Annotated in this window: 21 protein-coding genes; 9 read left to right on the forward strand and 12 right to left on the reverse strand. The window is 56.6% G+C overall.

Going from position 1 to position 22,963, the window contains the following annotated elements; all coding sequences use genetic code 11:
• Positions 1-234: 234 nt before the first annotated feature.
• The 3 genes from fldA to ybfF form a co-directional block, all read right to left on the reverse strand.
• Positions 235-765 carry a flavodoxin FldA gene (gene fldA, locus L2Y28_RS06130; RefSeq protein ID WP_003858653.1) on the reverse strand — a complete coding sequence of 177 codons (531 nt, stop codon included), beginning with the start codon at positions 763-765 and terminating at the stop codon, positions 235-237.
• Between the two features lie 155 nt (positions 766-920).
• Positions 921-1,208, reverse strand: a complete 288-nt coding sequence (gene ybfE, locus L2Y28_RS06135; RefSeq protein ID WP_003858652.1) for a LexA regulated protein — start codon at positions 1,206-1,208, stop codon at positions 921-923.
• Positions 1,209-1,336: 128 nt separating this feature from the next.
• On the reverse strand, positions 1,337-2,110 hold the full coding sequence (gene ybfF, locus L2Y28_RS06140; protein WP_022647446.1) for an esterase: 774 nt from the start codon (positions 2,108-2,110) through the stop codon (positions 1,337-1,339).
• A gap of 183 nt (positions 2,111-2,293) precedes the next feature.
• Between ybfF and seqA the strand changes: the two genes are divergently transcribed.
• Together seqA and pgm are read left to right on the forward strand one after the other, a co-directional pair.
• A complete protein-coding gene (seqA, locus tag L2Y28_RS06145) occupies positions 2,294-2,839 on the forward strand; it encodes a replication initiation negative regulator SeqA (protein ID WP_003858650.1) in 546 nt (181 codons plus the stop codon).
• 24 nt (positions 2,840-2,863) lie between these two features.
• Complete coding sequence (gene pgm / locus L2Y28_RS06150; RefSeq protein WP_022647447.1) at positions 2,864-4,504, forward strand: phosphoglucomutase (alpha-D-glucose-1,6-bisphosphate-dependent); 1,641 nt, start codon at positions 2,864-2,866, stop codon at positions 4,502-4,504.
• 110 nt (positions 4,505-4,614) lie between these two features.
• Here the strand turns inward: pgm and potE are convergent, their stop codons facing one another.
• The 9 genes from potE to kdpF all read right to left on the reverse strand — a co-directional run bounded on the left by potE (position 4,615) and on the right by kdpF (position 16,547).
• Positions 4,615-5,928 carry a putrescine-ornithine antiporter gene (potE, locus tag L2Y28_RS06155; RefSeq protein ID WP_022647448.1) on the reverse strand — a complete coding sequence of 438 codons (1,314 nt, stop codon included), beginning with the start codon at positions 5,926-5,928 and terminating at the stop codon, positions 4,615-4,617.
• Positions 5,925-8,123 carry an ornithine decarboxylase SpeF gene (gene speF, locus L2Y28_RS06160; protein ID WP_022647449.1) on the reverse strand — a complete coding sequence of 733 codons (2,199 nt, stop codon included), beginning with the start codon at positions 8,121-8,123 and terminating at the stop codon, positions 5,925-5,927. The genes potE and speF overlap by 4 nt, the downstream gene beginning before the upstream one ends.
• 255 nt (positions 8,124-8,378) lie before the next feature.
• Positions 8,379-8,483 carry a leader peptide SpeFL gene (gene speFL, locus L2Y28_RS06165; protein WP_003858645.1) on the reverse strand — a complete coding sequence of 35 codons (105 nt, stop codon included), beginning with the start codon at positions 8,481-8,483 and terminating at the stop codon, positions 8,379-8,381.
• A gap of 278 nt (positions 8,484-8,761) precedes the next feature.
• Positions 8,762-9,439, reverse strand: coding sequence for a two-component system response regulator KdpE (kdpE, locus tag L2Y28_RS06170; RefSeq protein WP_022647450.1), 678 nt, complete (start codon positions 9,437-9,439; stop codon positions 8,762-8,764).
• Entirely contained in the window at positions 9,436-12,123 is a 2,688-nt protein-coding gene (kdpD, locus tag L2Y28_RS06175; RefSeq protein ID WP_022647451.1) for a two-component system sensor histidine kinase KdpD, read from the reverse strand. Before kdpD ends, kdpE begins: the two co-directional genes overlap by 4 nt.
• A complete protein-coding gene (kdpC, locus tag L2Y28_RS06180) occupies positions 12,124-12,699 on the reverse strand; it encodes a potassium-transporting ATPase subunit KdpC (protein ID WP_022647452.1) in 576 nt (191 codons plus the stop codon).
• 12 nt (positions 12,700-12,711) lie between these two features.
• The gene (gene kdpB, locus L2Y28_RS06185) at positions 12,712-14,760 is read right to left on the reverse strand and encodes a potassium-transporting ATPase subunit KdpB (RefSeq protein WP_022647453.1); all 2,049 of its coding nucleotides are present in this window, start codon (positions 14,758-14,760) and stop codon (positions 12,712-12,714) included.
• A gap of 18 nt (positions 14,761-14,778) precedes the next feature.
• Complete coding sequence (kdpA, locus tag L2Y28_RS06190) at positions 14,779-16,458, reverse strand: potassium-transporting ATPase subunit KdpA (protein ID WP_022647454.1); 1,680 nt, start codon at positions 16,456-16,458, stop codon at positions 14,779-14,781.
• Positions 16,458-16,547, reverse strand: a complete 90-nt coding sequence (gene kdpF / locus L2Y28_RS06195) for a K(+)-transporting ATPase subunit F (protein WP_003858638.1) — start codon at positions 16,545-16,547, stop codon at positions 16,458-16,460. The genes kdpA and kdpF overlap by 1 nt, the downstream gene beginning before the upstream one ends.
• 310 nt (positions 16,548-16,857) lie before the next feature.
• Here kdpF and L2Y28_RS06200 point away from each other — a divergent pair, with 310 nt between their 5' ends.
• The 7 genes from L2Y28_RS06200 to nei all read left to right on the forward strand — a co-directional run bounded on the left by L2Y28_RS06200 (position 16,858) and on the right by nei (position 22,963).
• A complete protein-coding gene (locus L2Y28_RS06200) occupies positions 16,858-17,064 on the forward strand; it encodes a YbfA family protein (protein WP_014069366.1) in 207 nt (68 codons plus the stop codon).
• A gap of 598 nt (positions 17,065-17,662) precedes the next feature.
• A complete protein-coding gene (phrB, locus tag L2Y28_RS06205) occupies positions 17,663-19,075 on the forward strand; it encodes a deoxyribodipyrimidine photo-lyase (protein ID WP_022647455.1) in 1,413 nt (470 codons plus the stop codon).
• 10 nt (positions 19,076-19,085) lie between these two features.
• Positions 19,086-19,829: a type 2 GTP cyclohydrolase I gene (locus L2Y28_RS06210; RefSeq protein ID WP_032621831.1), complete on the forward strand. Its 744-nt coding sequence runs from the start codon at positions 19,086-19,088 to the stop codon at positions 19,827-19,829.
• Positions 19,830-19,843: 14 nt separating this feature from the next.
• Positions 19,844-20,500, forward strand: coding sequence for a 5-oxoprolinase subunit PxpB (pxpB, locus tag L2Y28_RS06215; RefSeq protein WP_022647457.1), 657 nt, complete (start codon positions 19,844-19,846; stop codon positions 20,498-20,500).
• On the forward strand, positions 20,494-21,426 hold the full coding sequence (gene pxpC, locus L2Y28_RS06220) for a 5-oxoprolinase subunit PxpC (RefSeq protein ID WP_022647458.1): 933 nt from the start codon (positions 20,494-20,496) through the stop codon (positions 21,424-21,426). The genes pxpB and pxpC overlap by 7 nt, the downstream gene beginning before the upstream one ends.
• Entirely contained in the window at positions 21,413-22,153 is a 741-nt protein-coding gene (gene pxpA, locus L2Y28_RS06225; RefSeq protein WP_022647459.1) for a 5-oxoprolinase subunit PxpA, read from the forward strand. Before pxpC ends, pxpA begins: the two co-directional genes overlap by 14 nt.
• A gap of 18 nt (positions 22,154-22,171) precedes the next feature.
• On the forward strand, positions 22,172-22,963 hold the full coding sequence (gene nei, locus L2Y28_RS06230) for an endonuclease VIII (RefSeq protein WP_022647460.1): 792 nt from the start codon (positions 22,172-22,174) through the stop codon (positions 22,961-22,963).

The raw sequence follows: 22,963 nt of genomic DNA on the forward strand, positions 1-22,963 counted from the left end.
CACTTGGGATAATGCGTCTCATTATAGAACTGCCATGGCTAAATGAAAACTGCAAGTCTCAAGCAAAGTATGCTTATAAAAACGTGGTATCACCAACAAACTTGTTCGATGGCACCCACTTTTTACCAGGGGGATATTGTACAGGTCTGGACGAAAAAGTTAAAAGTTTGTAGCAATTAATTTAATCGGTTTTACCTGAACAACGGGCGCAACCGGAGTTGCGCCGCAGGGATATCAGGCGTTAAGGATATCGTCCAGGTTCAGCTCTTCACGAACCTGCTTAACCCATTTTTCTACACGCTCTGCGGTCAGCTCTGGCTGACGGTCTTCATCAATGGCAAGGCCAACGAAGTGATCGTCATCTGCCAGACCTTTGGAAGCTTCGAAGTGGTAACCCGCTGTTGGCCAGTGACCAACAATCGCCGCACCGCGCGGCTCAATGATGTCACGAATAGTGCCCAGCGCATCACAGAAATACTCAGCGTAGTCTTCCTGATCGCCACAGCCAAACAGGGCAACCAGCTTGCCGTTGAAGTCGACTTCTTCCAGCGTCGGGAAGAAATCGTCCCAGTCACACTGTGCTTCACCGTAGTACCAGGTCGGGATGCCCAGCAGCAGGATGTCATAGCCCTCGAGATCTTCTTTGCTGCTCTTGGCGATGTCATGCACATCAGCAACGTCTTTACCGAGCTGTTTTTGAATGTTTTTTGCGATATTTTCAGTATTGCCGGTATCACTGCCAAAGAAAATGCCGATGATTGCCATGAGTAAAATAACCTCTTGAAACTTAATGGTATGGTGGCGCAAATTGTCCACGGATAAGGGCAATAATAGCAGAACAGGCAACCCTGCGGAAACAGCTATCACGCAGGACTGCACTCTGTGCTACATGAAAAAGGTAATATTGGGGATTTTCTGACTCACGCCTTGCCGCGTAACGTCTCAAGCTGGGCGATCAGCATCTCTTCGATCAGTTCGCTGCGGCTGATGTTGCGCGCGTCAGCTAACTCGTTAAGCGCATCGACGGCATCGGCATTCAGCTTGAGTTCGACACGCTTAAGCCCACGATTTTTATCGCGTTTAAGCTGGTTGCGTTTATTGATACGCAGCTGTTCATCGCGCGAAAGCGGATTCGTTTTCGGTCGTCCCGGTCGACGCTCATTCGCGAACAGATCTAGTGTCGTACGGTCCGTTTGTTCTTTGGCCATGATTCTGAGACTTCGGGGGAAACACGCCGCCCTGCTAATGCCCGGGCGATAAGCGCGCCATCATACATCACCCATATCCACACGCCAACGACTGGAAGCCCGTCGTCTTCCGGTCGCTGGCTTTTTAATCAATTCGCTGTATCAGTAAGATAGCGGCGAATGGCGCGCAGGACCGCATCCGGTTTTTCCGCGTGGACCCAGTGCCCGGCACCGGCGATGACGTGAGCGCGAGCCTGCGGAAATTGCGCCAGCAGCGTGTCACGATACGCGTCAGTGACGTAAGGGGAGTTGCCGCCGCGAATAAAGAGGGTAGGGTGCGGCCAGGCGGGGACATTTTCCCACCCCACAATATGCGAATACTGATCCCACAGTACCGGGACGTTAAAGCGCCATTGTCCGTCAACAAAGGATTTCAGCAGGAACTGGACCACGCCTTCTTCATCGAGATGCTCGCGCATAACGGCTGCCGCCTGCTGGCGTGTGGAGACGCCTGACTCTGTCACAGCATTGATCGCAGCGAAAATCTCATCGTGACGGCGAACGTCGTAATTGACGGGCGCAACGTCAATGACCACCAGACCGGAAATTCGCTCAGGGGCCAGCGCTGTAAGCGCCATCACCGCTTTACCGCCCATTGAATGCCCGATGAGCGTCGCTTTCTGGATATTATTCGCATCGAGGGTGTCCCGCAGATCCTGCGCCATGGCTGCGTAGGTCATCTCCTCCGAGCGTCCTGAAAGACCGTGATTGCGCATATCAACCTGGAGGATCTCGTGATCGGTCACTAAATCGCGCGCCAGCACGCCCAGGTTATCCAGACTACCAAACAGGCCGTGAACCAGTACGATGGGAGAATTATTGTTCGGCGATTGTGCAGTTTGCGCTCGGGTATTCAATTTCATGGCAAAGTTCTTTTTTTAGGTTTGTCAGGTTAGGGTATCATGTTGACCATTCTGCCGCCCGGGGGCAAGGATCCAGTTTAATCTGACTTTTGCCGCCAACCTGGTTTGACGCTATCCGCTGTTGGGATTAGACCTTATAATCTCAACGACTTGTATTCAGATAAGATATCGCACTGGATTAAGATGAAAACAATCGAAGTTGATGACGAACTCTATCAGTATATTGCCAGCCAGACGCGGCATATTGGGGAGAGCGCGTCCGACATTTTACGGCGCATGCTTAAAATTTCCGCCGCCTCACAGCCCACTCCTGTCACTAAAGATGTCGTGTCTCAGCCGAGCGTTGTTGCACAAGTAAAACCTGCCGTCATGCCGGCAAAAGACAAAGTGCGCGCGATGCGCGAGCTGCTGCTGTCTGATGAATATGCAGAGCAGAAAAAGGCGGTTAACCGCTTTATGCTGGTGCTGTCTACACTTTACTCACTGGATAACAACGCATTTGCAGAAGCGACAGAGTCGCTGCACGGTCGCACGCGCGTTTACTTCGCAGGTGACGAGCAGACCCTGCTGCAAAATGGCAACCAAACCAAACCCAAACATGTTCCCGGTACGCCATACTGGGTGATCACCAATACCAATACGGGCCGCAAGTGCAGCATGATCGAACATATCATGCAGTCCATGCAGTTCCCGGCGGAATTGATCGAAAAGGTTTGCGGTACAATTTAACCCTTGCATCAGAAGGACCAGGCAATGGCAAATCACAGCCGTGCAGGACAACCTGCACAACAACGCGATTTGATTAACGTCGCTCAACTGACCGCGCAGTACTACGTGCTGAAGCCGGTGGTGGGCAACGCAGAACACGCAGTGAAGTTTGGTACATCTGGCCACCGCGGCAGCGCGGCGCGCCATAGCTTTAACGAACCGCACATTCTGGCCATTGCTCAGGCCATCGCGGAAGAGCGCGCCAAAAATGGCGTCACCGGTCCGTGCTATGTTGGGAAAGATACCCACGCCCTGTCTGAACCTGCCTTTATCTCCGTGCTGGAAGTACTGGCGGCAAACGGCGTAGACGTGATTGTTCAGGAGAACAACGGTTTCACGCCAACGCCTGCGGTTTCTAACGCTATTCTGGTACATAACAAAAAAGGTGGCGCGCAGGCGGACGGTATTGTGATCACCCCGTCCCACAACCCACCGGAAGATGGCGGCATCAAGTACAACCCACCTAACGGTGGCCCGGCGGATACCAACGTCACGAAAGTGGTGGAAGATCGCGCCAACGCGTTACTGGCTAACGGTCTGAACGGCGTGAAGCGCATCTCGCTGGATGAAGCCATGGCGTCCGGCCACGTGAAAGAGCAGGATCTGGTGCAGCCGTTCGTGGAAGGGCTGGCGGATATCGTCGATATGGCCGCTATCCAGAAAGCCGGTCTGAAGCTGGGCGTGGATCCGCTGGGCGGCTCCGGTATTGAATACTGGAAACGCATTGCCGAGCACTACAAGCTGGATCTGACCATCGTGAACGATCACGTCGATCAGACCTTCCGCTTTATGCACCTGGACAAAGACGGCGCGATCCGTATGGACTGCTCTTCCGAATGCGCGATGGCGGGCCTGCTGGCGCTGCGCGACAAGTTCGATCTGGCGTTTGCCAACGACCCGGACTACGACCGTCACGGTATCGTCACCCCCGCTGGGCTGATGAACCCTAACCACTACCTGGCTGTGGCGATCAATTATCTCTTCCAGCATCGTCCGCAGTGGGGCAAAGAGGTTGCGGTGGGTAAAACGCTGGTCTCTTCCGCCATGATTGACCGTGTGGTCGATGCGCTGGGCCGCAAGCTGGTGGAAGTGCCGGTGGGCTTCAAGTGGTTTGTTGACGGTCTGCACGACGGCAGCTTCGGCTTTGGTGGTGAAGAGAGCGCGGGGGCATCCTTCCTGCGCTTCGACGGCACCCCATGGTCAACCGATAAAGACGGCATCATCATGTGCCTGCTGGCGGCGGAAATCACCGCGGTTACCGGTAAGAACCCGCAGGAACATTACAACGACCTGGCAGGACGCTTTGGTGCGCCAAGCTATAACCGTATTCAGGCTGGCGCGACCTCTGCTCAGAAAGCCGCTCTGTCCAAACTCTCTCCGGAGATGGTCAGCGCAAGCACCCTGGCAGGTGACCCGATCACCGCGCGTCTGACGGCGGCACCGGGTAACGGCGCATCCATCGGCGGCCTGAAGGTGATGACCGAAAACGGCTGGTTCGCCGCGCGTCCATCCGGTACGGAAGATGCGTATAAAATCTATTGCGAAAGCTTCCTCGGCGCTGAGCACCGCCAGCAGATTGAGAAAGAAGCGGTAGAGATTGTCAGCGAAGTGCTGAAAAACGCGTAAATGGTGCCTGGTGCGGGCTGATGCCCTCACCCCGGCCCTCTCCCACAGGGAGAGGGAGAAAACAGTGATCTCGTAGACCCGGTAAGCGTTAGCGCCACCGGGCTTCTTTTTTAACTATGCTTATTCTTCAGTTCAAATCTCGGCGATACCAGACCGTACAGCGTCCAGCCCATAAAGGTCACCATCGCGCCATACAGCATCGCCTCCTGACCGGACGAGTAGAGCGCATAGAAGCTGTAAATCGCCCCAATCAGCGCCACGATATTGGCCGCCCGGGCTTTGCGCGGATCCACCTTCGCCACCTTCTGAATAATCACCAGTGCCGCCATCGAAAGAATGTACGGAATGATGTTCGTCACCACCGCCAGGTTGACCAGTACATTAAACTGGCTGTTCAGTGACGGGCTGATGGTCATCAGCGACAAACCGCTCTGGAAAATCACAATCGCCAGCATACCCTGTACCGGCGCATCCGCTTTGGTGACGCGGGAGAAGATTTTCGGGAAATAACCTTCGTCAGCGGAGGATTTGAATACCTGGGCGATGGTGAACTGCCAGCCCAGCAGCGAGCCGCAGCAGGACATCACCATCAGTCCCATGATCACTTTCCCTACCTCTGGCGTAAACATCTGCGCAAACGCCAGCCCGAACGGCGCCGTGGAGTTGGCGAGATCCATGTTGGGCACAATTCCCGCAATCACGTTGGTTGAGACGATATAGATCACCGCCGCCCCCAGCGTCCCGCCGAGTACCGCGATCGGCACGTTCTTTTCCGGGTTTTCCACCACTTCCGCATTCGCACAGGCTGACTCCAGCCCGAGGAAAGCCCATAGCGTCATGGCGATGGACGATCCCACGGCGGTAAAGAACGGCACGTGGTGCGGGTTCCAGGAATTGGCGTACAGCGTCGGGCTGAACCAGAACCAGCCGATGATGCACAGACCGACTACCGGAATGATCACGCCCCAGACGGTGATGCTGCTGAGTTGTCCGGTGATGCGCGCGCCGCCAAAGTTGGCGACGGTGCAGATCCACAGCACGCCGATGGTCGCCAGCCCAATCTGCACCGGGGTCAGCGTCGCGCCAAACAGCTCCGTACCGTAACCGACAGCGGAGATGGCAATCGCCACGTTGGCGATCAGCAGCGACACGCCGTAGGTATAGTTGGCCATAAAGTTACCGGACTTACCAAACGCATATTCGGCATAGCCGCCCATGCCGCCAGACTTACGGCTGAACATCCCGCACTTGGCAAACGCCCACGCCAGCGCCATTGAGCCGACTGCCGTTACCAGCCAGGAGATAATCGAAATCGTCCCCACTTCAGCGAGCTTGGTGGGCAGCATGATGATCCCGGACCCCATCATATTCACCATGGTGAGGATAGTGAGTTGTACCACGCCCATCTTGTTGGACTTACTCATAATTTTTCTCCTTTCAGCAGAGACGGCTGAGCGGCGGGTTGTTTAATGACGTAGCAGCGCACCTGTTTGCGCCCGTCACACTCCTCGACGTAAACCCCCTGTAACTCCGGCGCAAAGCCCGGCAGCAGATTGATCCCGTCTTCCAGCGCGGCGAAATAGCGCAGCACGGAACCGCCCCAGACTTCCCCCGGAACCACGCACAACACCCCCGGTGGGTAAGGCAGCGCGCCTTCCGCGGCGATACGGCCTTCCGCGTCGCGCAGTGACACCAGCTCGACCTCACCGCGCAGATAGGCATAGTTCGCCTCCTGCGGGTTCATCATGACGCGCGGGAAGTGAGACTTGCGGAACATCTCTTTCTGCAACTGCTTCACGTTATGGCGGGCGTAGAGGTCGTGCATCTCCTGACAAATCTGACGCAGGGAATAATCCGCATAACGTTCCGGATGTTGCTTATAAAGAGAGGGCAGAACCTCTTTCAGCGGCACATCGCTCTGGAGCAGTTTTTCGAAGCGCACCAGCTGGGCGACGAGCTGCTGCAATTTGCCCATGTCCTCCGCCGGGGTGAGCAGGAACAGAATGGAATTGAGGTCGCATTTTTCCGGCACGATGCCGTTTTCACGCAGGAAGTTGGCGAGGATGGTGGCGGGCACGCCGAAATCATCATACTCGCCGGTGCGGGCGTTGATGCCTGGCGTGGTCAGCAGCAGTTTGCAGGGATCAATAAAATACTGATGCTCGGCATATCCCTCAAAGGCGTGCCAGCGTTCGCCCGGAACGAAATGGAAGAAGCGCAGATCGGTGGCGATCTCCGCCGTATCCCAGCTTTCCCACGGACGGCCATCCACCGTCTCCGGCACGAACGGGCGAATAAACTGACAGTTCTGAAGGATCAGTTTTCGCGCTTCGATACCCGTCACCACGCAGTCCATCCACATGTTGCGCCCACTTTGCCCCTCGTGCATGCGGGCGTTGATATCCAGGGCGGCAAATAGCGGATAAAACGGGCTGGTGGAGGCGTGCATCATAAAGGCGTTGTTGAGGCGCTTATGCGGAACATAGCGCGGCTGGCCTTTTATGTGGCTGTCCTTCTTATGGATTTGCGAGGTTTGCGAGAAGCCCGCCTGCTGCTTATGCACTGACTGTGTAACCAGAATGCCCGGATCGTTTTCGTTCAGCTCCAGCAGCAGCGGCGAGCAGTCGGCCATCATCGGGATAAACTGCTCGTAACCCACCCAGGCGGAGTCAAACAGGATGTAATCGCACAGGTGACCAATCTTATCCACCACCTGACGGGCGTTATAAATGGTACCGTCGTAGGTGCCCAGCTGGATCACCGCCAGACGGAAGGGACGTTCATCCCGCGCGCGACCAGGCGCGACCTCTGACACCAGTTCCCGCAGGTAACTCTCGTCGAAACAGTGTGCGTCAATACCGCCGATAAACCCGTACGGGTTGCGGGCTGTTTCCAGATACACCGGCGTCGCTCCCGCCTGTAACAGCGCCCCGTGGTGGTTAGATTTATGGTTATTGCGATCGAACAGCACCAGATCGCCTGGCGTGAGCAGGGCATTGAGCACCACCTTATTGGAAGAGGAGGTGCCGTTCAGCACGAAGTAGGTTTTATCCGCATTAAAGACTTTTGCCGCATGCTGTTGGGCGATGCATGGCGCACCTTCATGGATCAGCAGATCGCCCATTGCCACGTCGGCATTGCACAGATCGGCGCGGAAAAGCGTTTCGCCAAAGAAATCGACAAACTGGTTTCCGGCCGGATGGCGTCGGAAGAACTGGCCTCCCTGATGTCCGGGGCAGTCAAACGCGCTGTTCCCCTGCTGGACGTAATCGACCAGCGCGCGGAAGAACGGCGGGCGGAGCTGGGTTTCGTACTTCTGCGCAGCCGCTTCAAGCTGGCGTCCGTAGTACGCATTGCTGGTGTCGGAGTACTCAAAAACGCCGTGAATACGCGACAGAAATTCAGCCGGAACCCTTTCTTCTTTATGCGTGGCAATAAACACCGGAATACCGAATCCCGTGGCTTCTATTTCTTCTATTGCGCCATTGAAAATATCACTGACGGCCAGAACCACGGCTGCCACATCAATATAATCCGATGCGGTGATATCCACGATCTCGCGCGAAGTGGTAAAGCATTCAGGGCAGGCACGGCTGACGGCAATTTTTAACGTTTTCATCTTTATCTCTTTATTTCAGGCAATATGGGTCCCTCGACTTCTTGCGGTAAAGAAATCGATTTTTTCCGGAAAAAAAAGCAAAGCGTGTCCGCTGATACGAAATCAGTTAATTGCTTTTTTGCTGAGTAGAATTCAGTCCGCCCGGTTGCGGAGAATCTGAATCACAAGGAATGAGCGCAGGTGTTCACAGGCAACAGCCTGTAAAATAGCGTTTTTCAGGATAACCTGTAAGCAGATGCGCCAGAAGTCGAAGGACTACCGGGCGTTAAAGAGATGAAAGTCAAAACAGTTTCGGTGGGCAAACATCATGATATGTGTTGTCCGCCTTATATGGGGCATTAAACGATTATTGTTTTCCATGTTCATTTTCCTTTCAGTAATTGAAAGCACGGTCATTTTATCCAGGAAAAAGGGATTAACTGTGAAACAGATCACCAATAACCGATCATTTCAGAAATAATTAGTCGTTTTGAGTGAATAACGCAGATCAAAATGCTGTTTTGTTGGTTTGGTGTTAAATTGGTGTTCTAATTATGTTTAGTGAGGGCGAATATAGGCATGAAAATAATCTCGTCGTTATTTTCATGGCTATATTCAGGCTGGTGTGTTCTTTATTTAAAATTAAAGTGAATACTTATTCAGATCATAAACCGATATCCGATACCGGTTTCTGTTAATAAATGACGAGGACGCGCGGGATCGGCTTCAAGTTTCTGGCGAAGGTGTCCCATATAAATGCGTAAATAGTGACTATGTTCGACAGCATTCGGTCCCCAGACCTGGCTTAACAGCTGTCGCTGCGTTAACACTTTTCCGTGGTTACTGAGCAACACGGCCAGCAGACGAAACTCGATAGGCGTAAGGTGGATCTCTTCTTCCCCTCGCACGATGCGGCGGGCGGCAAGATCGACGCGGATATCGCCAAAGACGTACACCGGTTCAGAAGGAGTGGTGGCACTGTGTCGACGCAGCGCCACACGAAGCCGGGCCTGTAACTCGCCAATGCCAAACGGTTTGATCAGATAATCATCCGCTCCGGCATCCAGCGCGGCGATTTTATCCGTCTCTTCGGTGCGGGCAGAGAGCACCAGAATGGGCATCTGGCTCCACTGACGCACCTCACGAATAAAATCGATGCCGTCGCCATCCGGGAGTCCCAGATCCAGGATCACCAGATCTGGCTTGCGGGTGGCGGCTTCAATTAACCCCCGTTGAAGCGTACCGGCTTCATGAACGCGCAAACCGTCGCCTTCCAGCGCGGTACGCAGAAATCGGCTGATAGCGAGCTCATCTTCAACAATCAGAACGTTAATCACAAATCCTCTGGTAATTCATCAAGTTCTGGTGGGGTTTCAAGAGGAAGTGTAACACAAAAGCGTGCCCCACCTTCCGGGCGGTTCTCTGCGGAAATGGTGCCGCCATGCACGTCAACAATCGCCTGGCAGATCGCCAGCCCCAGCCCGACGCCCGGAATGGCAGATTCCTTATTACCGCGCGCAAATTTTTCGAATATGGCGCGCTCCTGGCCGGCCGGAATACCCGGCCCGGTATCCCAGACATCGAGCCGCAGCACACGTTTATCCACCCTGGCAGCAATCCCCAGCCGGGCCTTTGTCCCGGCGTATTTAGCCGCGTTTTCCAGCAGATTAATCAGCACGCGCTCAAACAGCGGGCCATCCACATGGATTAACGTCAGGGGTTCCGGCATGTCCAGCTCGATATGGCGCCCGCCGAGACCCGGCTCCAGCATCTTCAGCGCACTGCCGACAACCTCCTCAAGGGTGAGCCACTCTTTTTTGAGGTTAAACCCGCCGGACTGAATGCGCGCCATGTCCAGCAGGTTGTTCACCAGACGCGTGGTATTTAGCACGTGCTGACGAATTTCGCTGGCCTGCATCGCATGTTTTGATCCTTCCGCCGCCAGATCCAGCGTCAGAATTTCGGACTGACCAAACAGCACGGTAAGCGGGGTGCGCAAATCGTGAGACAGCGCTGCCAGCAGCGAATTGCGAATACTTTCGCGCTCGCTTGCCAGCCGTGCCTGCTCTTCGCTGGCGGTGAGCGCCAGCCGTTCAAGGGCGCTGGCGACCAGCAGGGTGAAGGTTTCCAGCAGGCGCTGCTGCTCAGGGATCATCAGCTGACGCAGGTTAGACGGCTCGACGATGACCAGCCCGTGATTTTTATCCGCGCTGCGCAGCGGCAGGATCTGGTAAGGCACCCCGGGCAGAGTGTCGGTGCCGGCGCCGGCAGGTAAACCCTTATCAAAGCTCCAGCGGGCAATCGCTTCATCCCAGGGCGTCATCCCCGAAGAGGAGGTCAGCGGGCGAAGGCGCCCCTGCTCGTCGGGGAGCAAAATCAGGTTACTGGCATGAAAGGTCGAACGGATAAACTGCTCGCTGGTCTGGACGATATCCTTCTGCGTGCGGCCGACCGCCAGCGATTTTGACATCTCATACAGATGGCGGGTGCGCTGCTCGCGATAGCGGGCAATGCGTGCCTGGTAGCGCACGCCTGCCGTCAGATTCCCGATCACCAGCCCGACGGTAAGCATCACGGCAAAGGTCAGAATGTACTGCACGTCCGAGACAGCAAGCGTCCCGCGCGGAGCGATAAAAAAGAGGTCGAAGCTGATGACGTTGATCACCGTTGCCAGCACCGACGGCCAGCGGCCATAAAAGAGCGCGACCACAACGACGCCCAGCAGATAAATCATGACCAGATTGGCGGCATCGAAGGCGATTAGCCACTGGCTGGCAATCACCGTAATCAGGGCGCAAAGGACCACGGCCACCAGGCAGCCCCGGATCTGGACGCGCCATTTATCGCCAAAGGTGCGTGCGTCCGGCGTACGGCCGGGCAGGGGGGCGGGCTTGTCATCCAGCGCGACGATGACTAAATCCAGATCCGGCGCGCGGCGTGCCAGCCTGTCGGCAAAAGATTCGCGGCTAAACCAGCGGCGATGCTGGCGACGTCCAATGACAATCTTGCCCAGGTTATGCTCGCGCGCGTAGCGCAGAATGGCTTTATCTTCCTGCGGATCGGACAGGGTTGCGGTTTCGGCACCCAGCTCCTGCGCCAGCCGCAGCGCGCTCAAAATGGCGCGACGCTGATTTTCCGGCAGGCCGTGAAGCTGTGGCGTTTCGACATACACCGCGTGCCAGACGCTGCCAAACTTCGCCGCAAGCCGGGCGGCGGTGCGGACCAGTTTTTCATTGCCGCTGCCGTGACCAATGCATAACAGAATGGCGTCACGCGTGTGCCAGACGCGCTCCCGCCCCTGCAGGTCTCGCCAGGCGCGCATCTGGTCATCCACGCGATCGGCGGTGCGGCGCAGGGCCAGCTCGCGCAGGGCAATCAGGTTTCCTTTGCGGAAAAAATGTTCGATGGCGCGTTCGGCCTGGCCGGCAATATACACCTTGCCTTCGTGCAGGCGCTGGCGCAGATCGTCAGGCGGCAGGTCAACCAGTACGACTTCATCGGCAGAATCAAAAAACGGATCGGGGACGGTTTCCCGCACCTGGATACCGGTTACCCCGCTTACCACGTCGTTCAGGCTTTCCAGATGCTGAACATTCACCGTAGTGAAGACGTCGATGCCGGCTTCAAGCAGCTCCTCAACATCCTGCCAGCGCTTCGGGTGGCGTGAGCCAGGCGCGTTGCTGTGCGCCAGTTCGTCCATCAGGATCAGCGCGGGGCGGCGGGCGAGGGCGGCATCAAGATCGAACTCCGTGACCAGCCGCCCGCGATGGCTGATACGCTGGGGCGGCTGCGTCGCCAGTCCCGTCAGCAGCGCCGCCGTCTCTTTGCGACCGTGGGTTTCCACCACGCCGATGAGAATATCAAGCCCCTGCGCCCGAAGCCGCTGGGCTTCCGTCAGCATGGCGAAGGTTTTCCCGACGCCCGCGCATGCGCCGAAGAAAATTTTCAGCTTGCCGCGGTGGGCTTCAGCCGTTTGTTCAAGCAGCCTGTCCGGATCCGGGCGCATGGGCTCGTCGGTCATTTAGTTCTTCCTTAGCGCATCCAGCGCCAGATTCAGCTCAACAATGTTCACTACCGGCATGCCGATGAAGCTGACCAGCGGCTTTTGCGTATGTTCTGCAACCAGCTGGCTCACCTGCTCGACGGTCAGCTGACGGGCGGCGGCCACGCGTGGGATCTGCCACGCCGCTGCGTCTGGCGTCAGGCTGTAATCCAGCCCGCTCGCGGAGGCGGTGACCAGCTCAACCGGCACCTCACGGCTGGCCTGCGGATTCGCGGCGCGCAGGGCGGCAACGCGTTCAGCAACGGCTTTGTCCAGGTCAGGATTACTGCCAGCCAGATTGCTGCCGCCGGAGGCCATTGGATTATACGGGCTTTCCGCAGTGGCGGAAGGGCGTCCCTGGAAGTAGCGCGGGTCCGTAAAGTTTTGCCCAATCAGACGCGAGCCGCGGTTTTCACCGTTCTGGATAATCAGCGAGCCGTTGGCCTGGTCCTCAAACCACCACTGGCCCAGCGCGGTTGTCATCAGCGGATAAAGCCCGCCGGTAATCAGAGACAGCAGAATAAACAACAGTATAGCGGGACGTAACATCGTCATGAGATTCACCTTTTAAACCAGCCCGAACAGCGTTAACAACATGTCGATAACCTTGATCCCAATAAAGGGCACCACCAGCCCACCCAGACCGTAAATCCACAGGTTACGGCGCAGCATGGCGGCGGCCGTCAGTGGCTTATAGCTCACCCCTTTCAGCGCCAGAGGAATAAGAAAGACAATAATCAGCGCGTTGAAGATCACCGCGCTCAAAATGGCCGAGGCTGGAGAGTGCAGGTGCATCACATTCAGGGCATTCAGCTGCGGATAGGTTGCCGCAAAGGCCGCCGGGATAATGGCGAAATACTTCGCCACGTCGTTGGCGATACTGAACGTGGTCAGCGAGCCGCGCGTCATCAGCATCTGCTTCCCGATATGCACCACTTCGATCAGCTTGGTCGGGTTCGAGTCGAGATCCACCATGTTGCCCGCCTCTTTTGCCGCCTGGGTACCGGAGTTCATCGCCACCGCCACGTCAGCCTGCGCCAGCGCCGGGGCGTCGTTGGTGCCGTCGCCGGTCATCGCCACCAGACGACCTTCCGCCTGATACTGGCGAATGAGCGCCAGCTTTGCTTCCGGTGTCGCTTCGGAAAGGAAATCATCCACGCCCGCTTCGGCGGCAATGGCCGCCGCAGTCAGACGGTTATCCCCGGTGATCATCACCGTTTTAATGCCCATCTTACGCATCTGGGCGAAACGCTCTTTTATACCGCCTTTAACGATATCCTTCAGGGCGATAACCCCCAGAACGCTTGCACCTTCCGCCACCACCAGCGGGGTTGCCCCCTGACGCGCCACGCTTTCCACCAGGTGGTCGACTTCCGGAGGGAAATGTCCATTATTGGCTTCAATATGACGGCGAATGGCATCAACGGAGCCTTTACGGATCATCCGGTCCTGAATGTTAATTCCACTCATGCGGGTTTGCGCCGTAAAGGGCACGAACGTGGCGTGCAGGCTTTGTACGTCGCGCTGGCGCAGGTTAAAGCGCTGCTTGGCGAGGATCACGATACTGCGACCTTCCGGCGTCTCATCGGCCAGCGAAGAAAGCTGCGCCGCGTCGGCCAGCGTTTTTTCATCCACGCCGGGAGCAGGTAAAAAGTCAGAGGCCTGACGATTACCCAGGGTGATGGTCCCGGTTTTATCCAGCAGCAGTACGTCTACGTCACCCGCCGCTTCAACGGCGCGTCCGCTGGTGGCGATGACGTTCGCGCCCAGCATACGGCTCATCCCCGCCACGCCAATCGCGGAAAGCAGGCCGCCGATAGTGGTGGGGATCAGACAGACCAGCAGGGCGATCAGTACGGTGATGCTGACCGCTGTACCGCCGTAGGCGGAGAAGGGCCACGGGGTCGCCGTTGCCAGCAGGAACACAATGGTGAGCGCCACCAGCAGAATGGTCAGGGCGATCTCGTTCGGTGTTTTACGACGCTGTGCGCCTTCCACCATGGCGATCATCCGGTCGAGAAAGGTTTCGCCCGGGTTAACGCTGCACTGGATCACCAGCCAGTCGGAAAGAATGCGCGTTCCGCCGGTAACTGAGGCGAAATCTCCGCCCGACTCACGGATCACGGGCGCGGATTCCCCGGTAATAGCGCTTTCGTCTACCGACGCGCCGCCCTCAATTACCTCCCCGTCGCAGGGGATGATGTCCCCGGCTTCCACCAGCACCACGTCACCTTTGCGCAGTTCATCCGCCGGAACGTGGTCCATCTGCGCGCCGTATTTAGGTTCGCGTAATTTGCGCGCAAAGGCGGTTTTTTTGACCCCTTTCAGACTGTTGGCCTGCGCCTTACTGCGGCCTTCCGCCAGCGCTTCGGCAAAGTTGGCGAACAGCACGGTAAACCACAGCCACAGGCTGATGGCGCCGGTAAAGGTTGCATTTCCTGAAAGGTGTCCCGTTCCCATGGCAATCGCCAGTGCGGTGGTGAGTAAACTTCCAGTCCAGACAATAAACATCACCGGGTTGTGCCACTGCACTCGCGGGCTCAGTTTTTTTACCGCATCCATGAGGGCCTGACGAACTAAGGTTGGTTCGAGCAGGGCCAGTTGTTTACGACTCATGACAAATTCTCCGCAAAATCAGCGTAAAGAGAGATATTCCGCAACCGGGCCTAACGCGAGGGCGGGGATAAAGGTCAGGGCACCTACCAGCAGAACGGTGCCAATCAGCAGGCCGACGAAAAGCGCGCCGTGAGTCGGTAACGTACCGGTAGTGGTCGGCTGGATCTTCTTATTCACCAGTGTTCCGGCGATCGCCATGACGGGAATAATCACGCCGAAACGACCGAAGAACATGCAGAACGCCAGCAGACAGTTCCAGAACGGTGAGTTGGCACTTAACCCTGCAAAGGCGCTGCCGTTGTTGTTTGCGGCAGACGAAACGGCGTAAAGCACTTCGCTAAAGCCGTGAATGCCCGGGTTAAAGATGCCGCTGCGCCCGGCGTCGGTCATCAGCGCCAGGGCGGTACCGAGCAGCACAAGGGTGGGGGTGACCAGGATTGCCAGCGCGGTTAATTTCATTTCGCGGACGTCGATTTTTTTGCCGAGATATTCCGGCGTGCGGCCGATCATCAGCCCGGCGATAAACACGGCGAGCAGAACGAACAACAGCATGCCGTACAGCCCCGAACCGACCCCACCGAAGACTACCTCGCCAATCTGCATCAGCCACATCGGGATCATGCCGCCAAGCGCGGTGAAAGAGTCGTGCATGGCGTTCACCGCCCCGCAGGAGGCCGCCGTGGTGACCACCGCATAGAGGCTGCTGGCAAGAATGCCGAAGCGGCTCTCTTTGCCTTCCAGGTTGATATTGCTGTTAGCCCCCAGCTGCATGAAGTGGCTGTTGCCGTTCCATTCGGCCCACATCACCAGTGCTACGCAGACCACGAAGATTAACGACATGGCCCACAGCAGCGTACGGCCCTGGCGGCGATCGTTAACCACATCGCCAAAGGCGAAGCAGAGCGCGGCGGGGATCAGGAAGATCGCCAGCATCTGTACAAAATTGGTTAATGCCGTTGGGTTTTCAAACGGATGCGATGAGTTGGCGTTGAAGAAGCCGCCCCCGTTGGTGCCCAGCATCTTGATTGCTTCCTGCGACGCCACTGGCCCCATTGGCAGGAGTTCCCTGCCCCCTTCAAGCGAGGTGTAAGGGGTATAAGGCAGCAGGTTTTGCAGAGTGCCTTGCTGTATAAAGAACAGGGCAATAATCAGCGCAACAGGCACAAGGATCCAAAGGGTGATGCGCGTGACATCAACCCACGCGTTGCCGAGCGTGCTGACATTCTGGCGGGCAAACGCGCGCGTCAGGGCGAAGATCACCGCGATACCGCTGGCTGCAGACAGAAAGTTTTGCACGGTTAACCCGGCCATCTGGCTGAAGTAGCTGAGCGTGGTTTCACCGGCGTAAGACTGCCAGTTGGTATTGGTGACAAAGCTGACCGCCGTGTTCAGCGCCAGATGCCAGGATAAACCTGGTAACTGCTGCGGATTCAACGGCAAATTGCCCTGGAGCATGAGCAGCGTAAAGAGGGCAATAAGCCCCACGATATTCAGAAGCAGTATCGCCATCAGGTACTGGCCCCAGCTCATTTCGCGGTCGCTGATACCTGAAATGCGCCAGAGCACGTTTTCAATTTTTCGCGTACCCGGCAGTGGCACGTTGTTTATCAGCCGCGCCAGCGCTGTTCCCAGCGGCCTGGCGAGCACAAGCAGCAGCAGTAAAAAGCTGGCAATAAGCAAAAACGCCTGAGCAGCCATCAGAATGCCTCCGCATTAATCAGGGCATAAATCAGATAACCCAATAACAGGAACACCAGCACGATGCCGGCAATCAGACCTGCACTCACACTCCACCTCCGGGTGACTTTTGTTGTTGTACAAACGGTAGGATTTGTGGCGCAAAGATTTCGCAAAAATCAGAAGGGCAGGTGTAAAAAAAGTATAAAAATGGGAAAGACCACAATTTAACTATTGTTAAGTAAACTGTTAACTTTTTTGTAACTTATTTACAGGCGTGAATGTAAATATTCACGAAATGGATGAAAATAAGTGGTCGGATGAGTAGTAAAATTACAAACAAAGCGGTATTATTTTAACCAGGTCACAGATTTCACATTTTCCGGAGACGGTTTCCGGCCAACTACAGGGGAGAAAAATATGGATCTTTATAAAGAGTATCCGGCTCATATCGTGTTCATGCGTCGCACTTTCGCCGTAGTGGCTGGCGTGCTGGCCCTGCCGGTGATGCTGTTCTGGAAAGATCGCGCACGTTTTTACAGCTATCTGCACCGCGTCTGGGCGAAAACCAGCGAAAAGCCGGTGTGGATGGATCAGGCCGAGAAAGCAACCTGCGATTTCTACTGATACGGTGTGACATCGTAGCCATAAAAAAACCGCCTACAGCAAAGTGGCGGTTTTTTTGTCCCTCGGGATTCGCGGTCCGTTGGGTAATCTTGCAGCCCCTACCCGGGATTTTTATCATACCCTTCTTTAAAAAGTTCGCAATCCACTTCACCTTTATAAATTCCTAATTTTACTGAAATAACTTACTTTTGGCGTTGGTGTTAATTATGATGCCACGTCCCTTTCCGCCATCTCGCAAATGGGCATCGGTCCTGGGAAAGGTGTATCCATAGCCGTAAAGCAGCCCGCCTACCCGGGCTTGTGTCCACCGATTTATCACCGGTGGTGATAGGTGGAGCGGTTAGCAGCAGGGACCGCATAGTGAAACGCTATTTATGCATCGCGTTCATTGTCGCCAGCGCACTCGTTGTAAAGAGTGATAAACCGGATGTGTTTATTGCCTTTACCCCGATAGCGCAGGACAAGTAGCGTTAAGGCCGCCTCGGGCGGCCTTTTTTATTTCATCCCGTCTACACTTCATGGCAAAGTAGTTCAATGCATGCCTTTTTCCTTTTACGGCATGCCCTTACGGACATAATGGACAATTGCCTGGAGTTTTATGCCCACCCATCTGGTTTGGTTTCGCGCGGATTTACGCATTCACGACAACTTCGCTCTCGCGGCCGCCTGCCGCGCTAAAGACGCGAATGTGCTGGCCCTGTTTATCGCCACGCCTGAACAGTGGCGGCAGCATGACATGGCGCCCCGGCAAGCGGCATTACTCAGCGCGTATCTGAATGACCTGCAACATTCACTGGCCGAAAAAGGCATTCCGCTGATCTATAAAGAGGCCCATGATTTTGCCGCACAGCTTGAGATGGTGCAGGCAATCTGTAAGCAGCACGCGGTAACGCGTCTTTTTTACAACTACCAGTATGAATTTAACGAGCAGCAGCGGGATCGTCAGCTGGAGAAAAACCTTACGGGCGTGGTCTGTGAAGGCTTTGATGACAGCGTGATGCTCGCACCGGGCAGCGTGATGACCGGCAGTCACGAAATGTATAAAGTTTTCACGCCGTTTAAAAATGCTTTTATCAAACGCCTGAAAGAGGGGCTGCCAGAATGCGTTCCCGCCCCGGCCATAAGAGGGGAAACGATAACGGATCTGCAGGACATCAGGCTGAATTATCCCCAGCAGTCGTTTGATGAAACGGTATTCCCCGCCAGCGAGAAAGCGGCTATCGCCCGGTTGCGTCAGTTCTGCGCGCAGGGGGCGGCGGATTACGAGGCGCGGCGGGATTTTCCAGCGATTGAAGCCACCAGCCGCCTGTCGGCCTGTTTAGCGCTGGGCGCGCTCTCCCCGCGCCAGTGTTTACATCGGCTACTGGCGGAACAGCCTCAGGCGGTAGACGGGGGGGCGGGCGCAGTGTGGCTGAACGAACTGATCTGGCGTGAGTTTTATCGCCATCTGATGACGTATCATCCTGATTTATGTAAACATCGCCCCTTCATTCGTTGGACCGATAAGGTACAGTGGCAGTCGAATGATAAGCTGCTGAAGGCATGGCAGCGTGGGCTTACCGGCTTCCCGATTGTTGATGCGGCTATGCGGCAGCTCAATGAAACCGGGTGGATGCATAACCGTCTGCGTATGATTACCGCCAGCTTCCTGGTAAAGGATCTGCTTATCGACTGGCGAACCGGAGAGCGTTATTTTAGCTCTCAGCTGATCGATGGCGATCTGGCGGCAAATAACGGCGGCTGGCAGTGGGCGGCCTCCACCGGCACGGATGCGGCTCCCTATTTTCGGATCTTTAATCCGACCACGCAGGGACAACGATTTGACGTCGACGGCGAGTTTATCCGTCGCTGGCTGCCTGAACTTAAGGATGTCCCCGCCAAAGCCATTCATGAACCCTGGGCATGGGCGGATAAACAGCGTGTTTCCCTGAACTATCCCCGTCCCATTGTCGACCATAAACAGGCGCGTGTCGCCACGCTGGCGGCGTACGAAACCGCCCGAAAAGTTTGAGAGAATGATGATGAAAAACAGTGAACTGGAACGCCTGATTAACGAAAAACTCAACACGGCCTCGTTTAGCGACTACGGTCCGAATGGCTTGCAGGTGGAGGGTCGCGAGACGGTGCAAAAAATCATCACCGGCGTAACGGCAAGCCAGGCGCTGCTGGATGAGGCTGTGCGTCAGGAAGCCGACGCGGTGATTGTCCATCACGGTTATTTCTGGAAAAACGAATCACCGATTATTCGCGGCATGAAGCGCAACCGTCTCAAAACGCTGCTGACGAATGACATCAACCTGTACGGCTATCACCTGCCGCTCGATGCGCATCCTGAACTGGGGAATAACGTTCAGCTTGCGCAGCTGCTGGGGATAACCGTGATGGGCGAAATTGAACCCCTGGTGCCGTGGGGTGAACTGTCGATGCCGGTTCCGGGTCTGGAGCTGGCATCGTGGATCGAAGCACGCCTGGGGCGTCGTCCGCTGTGGTGCGGCGACACCGGGCCGGATACCGTGAAGCGCGTGGCATGGTGCACCGGCGGCGGCCAGGGCTTTATTGATAGCGCGGCGCGTTTCGGTGTCGACGCCTTCATTACCGGCGAGGTTTCCGAGCAGACCATTCACTCTGCCCGTGAACAAGGCCTGCATTTTTACGCGGCAGGCCATCACGCCACCGAGCGTGGCGGCATCCGCGCCCTCAGCGAGTGGCTGACGGAAAATACCGATCTGGATGTGACGTTTATTGATATCCCTAATCCGGCCTGATGAGAGGTAGTTAAGTGCAGCGAGCGCGTTGTTATCTTCTGGGTGAAACCGCAGTGGTTCTGGAACTTGAGCCTCCGGTGACGCTTGCCACGCAAAAGCGTATCTGGCGTCTGGCTCAACGACTGCCCGAGCTACCTGGCGTGGTTGAAGCTATTCCGGGTATGAATAATATCACCGTGGTGCTGCGTGATCCGCACACGGGGGCGCTGGATGCCATTGAGCGCCTGCAACGCTGGTGGGAGGAGAGCGAGGCGCTGGAGCCGGAATCGCGGACGATTGAGATCCCGGTTGTCTATGGCGGCAAGGGAGGCCCCGACCTTGGCGTCGTGGCCGAACACTGTGGATTAACGGAGAAGCAGGTTGTGGAGCTGCATAGCTCAGTCGACTATGTTGTCTGGTTTTTGGGATTTCAGCCGGGTTTCCCCTATCTGGGCGGGTTATCGCCCCAGTTGCATACGCCGCGCCGGGCTGAGCCACGCCTGAGCGTACCGGCGGGCAGCGTGGCGATTGGTGGTGAGCAAACGGGAATTTATCCGCTCGCCTCGCCGGGAGGCTGGCAGCTTATCGGGCACACGTCCACGCCGTTATTTGAACCAGGCCAGGACGCGCCCATACTCCTGCGTCCGGGGGATACCCTGCGCTTTATCCCGCAAAAGGAGGGGATATGTTAACGCTTATTCGCGCAGGGCTTTACACCTCGGTACAGGATGCCGGGCGCTTTGGCCTGCGTCAGTCGGGCGTGAGCTACTGCGGTGCGCTTGATCGTCCCTCGCTGGAGATTGCCAACCTGCTGGTAGGCAACGCCGGCAGCACGGCGGCGTTAGAAATTACGCTGGGTCAGTGCGTGATTGAGTTTGGTCAGGAAACCTGGTTTGCCTTAACCGGCGCGGGCTGTGACGCGACGCTGGACGGCAAAGCGGTGTGGACCGGCTGGCGCCTGCGGGCGAAAGCCGGACAGCGTCTGACGCTCAAGCGTCCTCTGCACGGCGTGCGCAGCTATCTTGCGGTGGCGGGAGGTATCGACGTGCCGGAGGTGCTGGGCTCATCCAGCACCGACCAGAAAGCGGGAATGGGCGGACATGAAGGACGGCTGCTGCGCGACGGCGATCGCCTGGCGATTAAGCCATCAGCGCGCCATTTCACCACCACGCAGGGCGTGAAGCAGCTGTTGTGGGGGAACCTGATCCGCGCCCTGCCGGGGCCGGAATATCATGAGTTCGATGAGGCCTCAAAAGAGTCTTTCTGGCGCTCGCCATGGAAGATCAGCCCGCAGAGTAACCGCATGGGTTACCGGCTTCAGGGCCAGCCGCTGACCCGCACGACTGACCGGGAGCTGCTTTCCCATGGTCTGTTGCCGGGGGTGATTCAGGTGCCGGGCAACGGACAGCCCATCGTACTGATGAACGATGCGCAAACCACGGGAGGATATCCGCGTATTGCCTGCATTATTGAAGCGGATCGCTACCATCTGGCGCAAATTCCTCTCGGTCAGCCAATTCATTTTGTGCAGTGTTCGCTGGAGGAGGCGCTGAAAGCCCGTCAGGATCAGCAGCGTTATCTCGAACAGCTGGCGTGGAGGCTCGATGGTAAAGATTGATTTAAACGCCGATCTGGGGGAGGGCAGCAGCGCCGATGCGGCGCTGATGACGCTGGTCTCCTCGGTGAACATCGCCTGTGGGTTTCATGCCGGCGATGCGCAGACCATGCTGGCGAGCGTGCGCAATGCCATGAAAAATGGCGTGGCGATAGGCGCTCACCCCAGCTTTCCGGACCGGGAAAACTTTGGTCGCACGGCGATGGATCTGCCGCCTGAGACGGTTTACGCGCAAATGCTCTACCAGATCGGCGCCCTGGAGGCGATAGTGCGCGCTGAGAAGGGCGTGTTGCGTCACGTCAAGCCGCACGGCATGCTCTATAACCAGGCGGCGAAAGATCCGGCGCTGGCAGACGCCATTGCTCGCGCGGTACGGGACTGCAATCCGCGTCTGATTCTGGTGGGCCTGGCGGGCAGCGAGCTTATCCGTGCCGGCGAACGGCTGGGGCTGACTACGCGGCAGGAAGTGTTTGCCGATCGGGGATACCTGCCGGACGGTAGCCTGGTTCCGCGTACGCAGGCCGGTGCGCTGATCACCGACGAAGGTAAAGCGCTGGCGCAGACGCTGGAGATGGTGCGCTTCGGGCGAGTAACCTCAACGGAGGGTACAACGGCAAACGTTCAGGCTGATACGGTGTGCTTACACGGTGACGGCGAGCATGCGCTCCAGTTTGCACGACGCCTGCGGGCGGCGTTCTCGGAAGAGGGCATTGTTGTCAGCGCAGAATAATCATGAAAGGACAATAACATGCCAGAAGGTCCGGAGATCCGCCGCGCGGCGGATAGCCTGGAGGCGGCGATAAAGGGCAAACCTCTGACACACGTCTGGTTTGCCTTTCCTCAACTCAAACCGTTTGAATCGCAGCTGGTGGGACAGACGGTGACCCACATTGAAACGCGCGGCAAAGCGTTGCTCACCCACTTTTCCCATAACCTGACGTTATATAGCCACAATCAGCTTTACGGCGTCTGGAGCGTGGTAAAGGCGGACGAGCAGCCGCAAACGACCCGCGTGCTACGCGTGCGGCTACAAACGGCGGATAAGGCGATCCTGCTCTACAGCGCTTCTGATATCGAAATGTTAACGCCGGAGCAGTTGCTCACGCACCCGTTCTTACAGCGGGTTGGGCCGGACGTGCTGGATATGCGCCTGATGGCAAGCGATGTGAAAGCCCGGCTGTTATCGCCCACATTCCGCAACCGGCAGTTTTCCGGGCTGTTGCTCGATCAGGCATTTCTGGCGGGGCTGGGAAACTACCTGCGGGTGGAGATCCTCTGGGAAGTCGGGCTGGCGCCGCAGCACAAAGCGTCGCAGCTAAGCGATGAACAGCTGGAGGCGCTGTCCCACGCGTTGCTGGATATTCCACGGCTGTCGTACAACACGCGCGGCATGGTGGATGAGAACAAGCATCACGGGGCGTTGTTTCGCTTCAAGGTGTTTCATCGGGCGGGTAAAAAGTGTGAGCGGTGTGGCGGGGTGATTGAGAAGGCGACGATCTCTTCCAGACCGTTTTACTGGTGTCCTGGATGCCAGATGTAA

Origin of the sequence: Enterobacter sp. JH25 (genome assembly GCF_021725435.1) — a bacterium.
In the GTDB taxonomy this organism is placed as follows: Bacteria; Pseudomonadota; Gammaproteobacteria; order Enterobacterales; family Enterobacteriaceae; genus Enterobacter; species Enterobacter intestinihominis.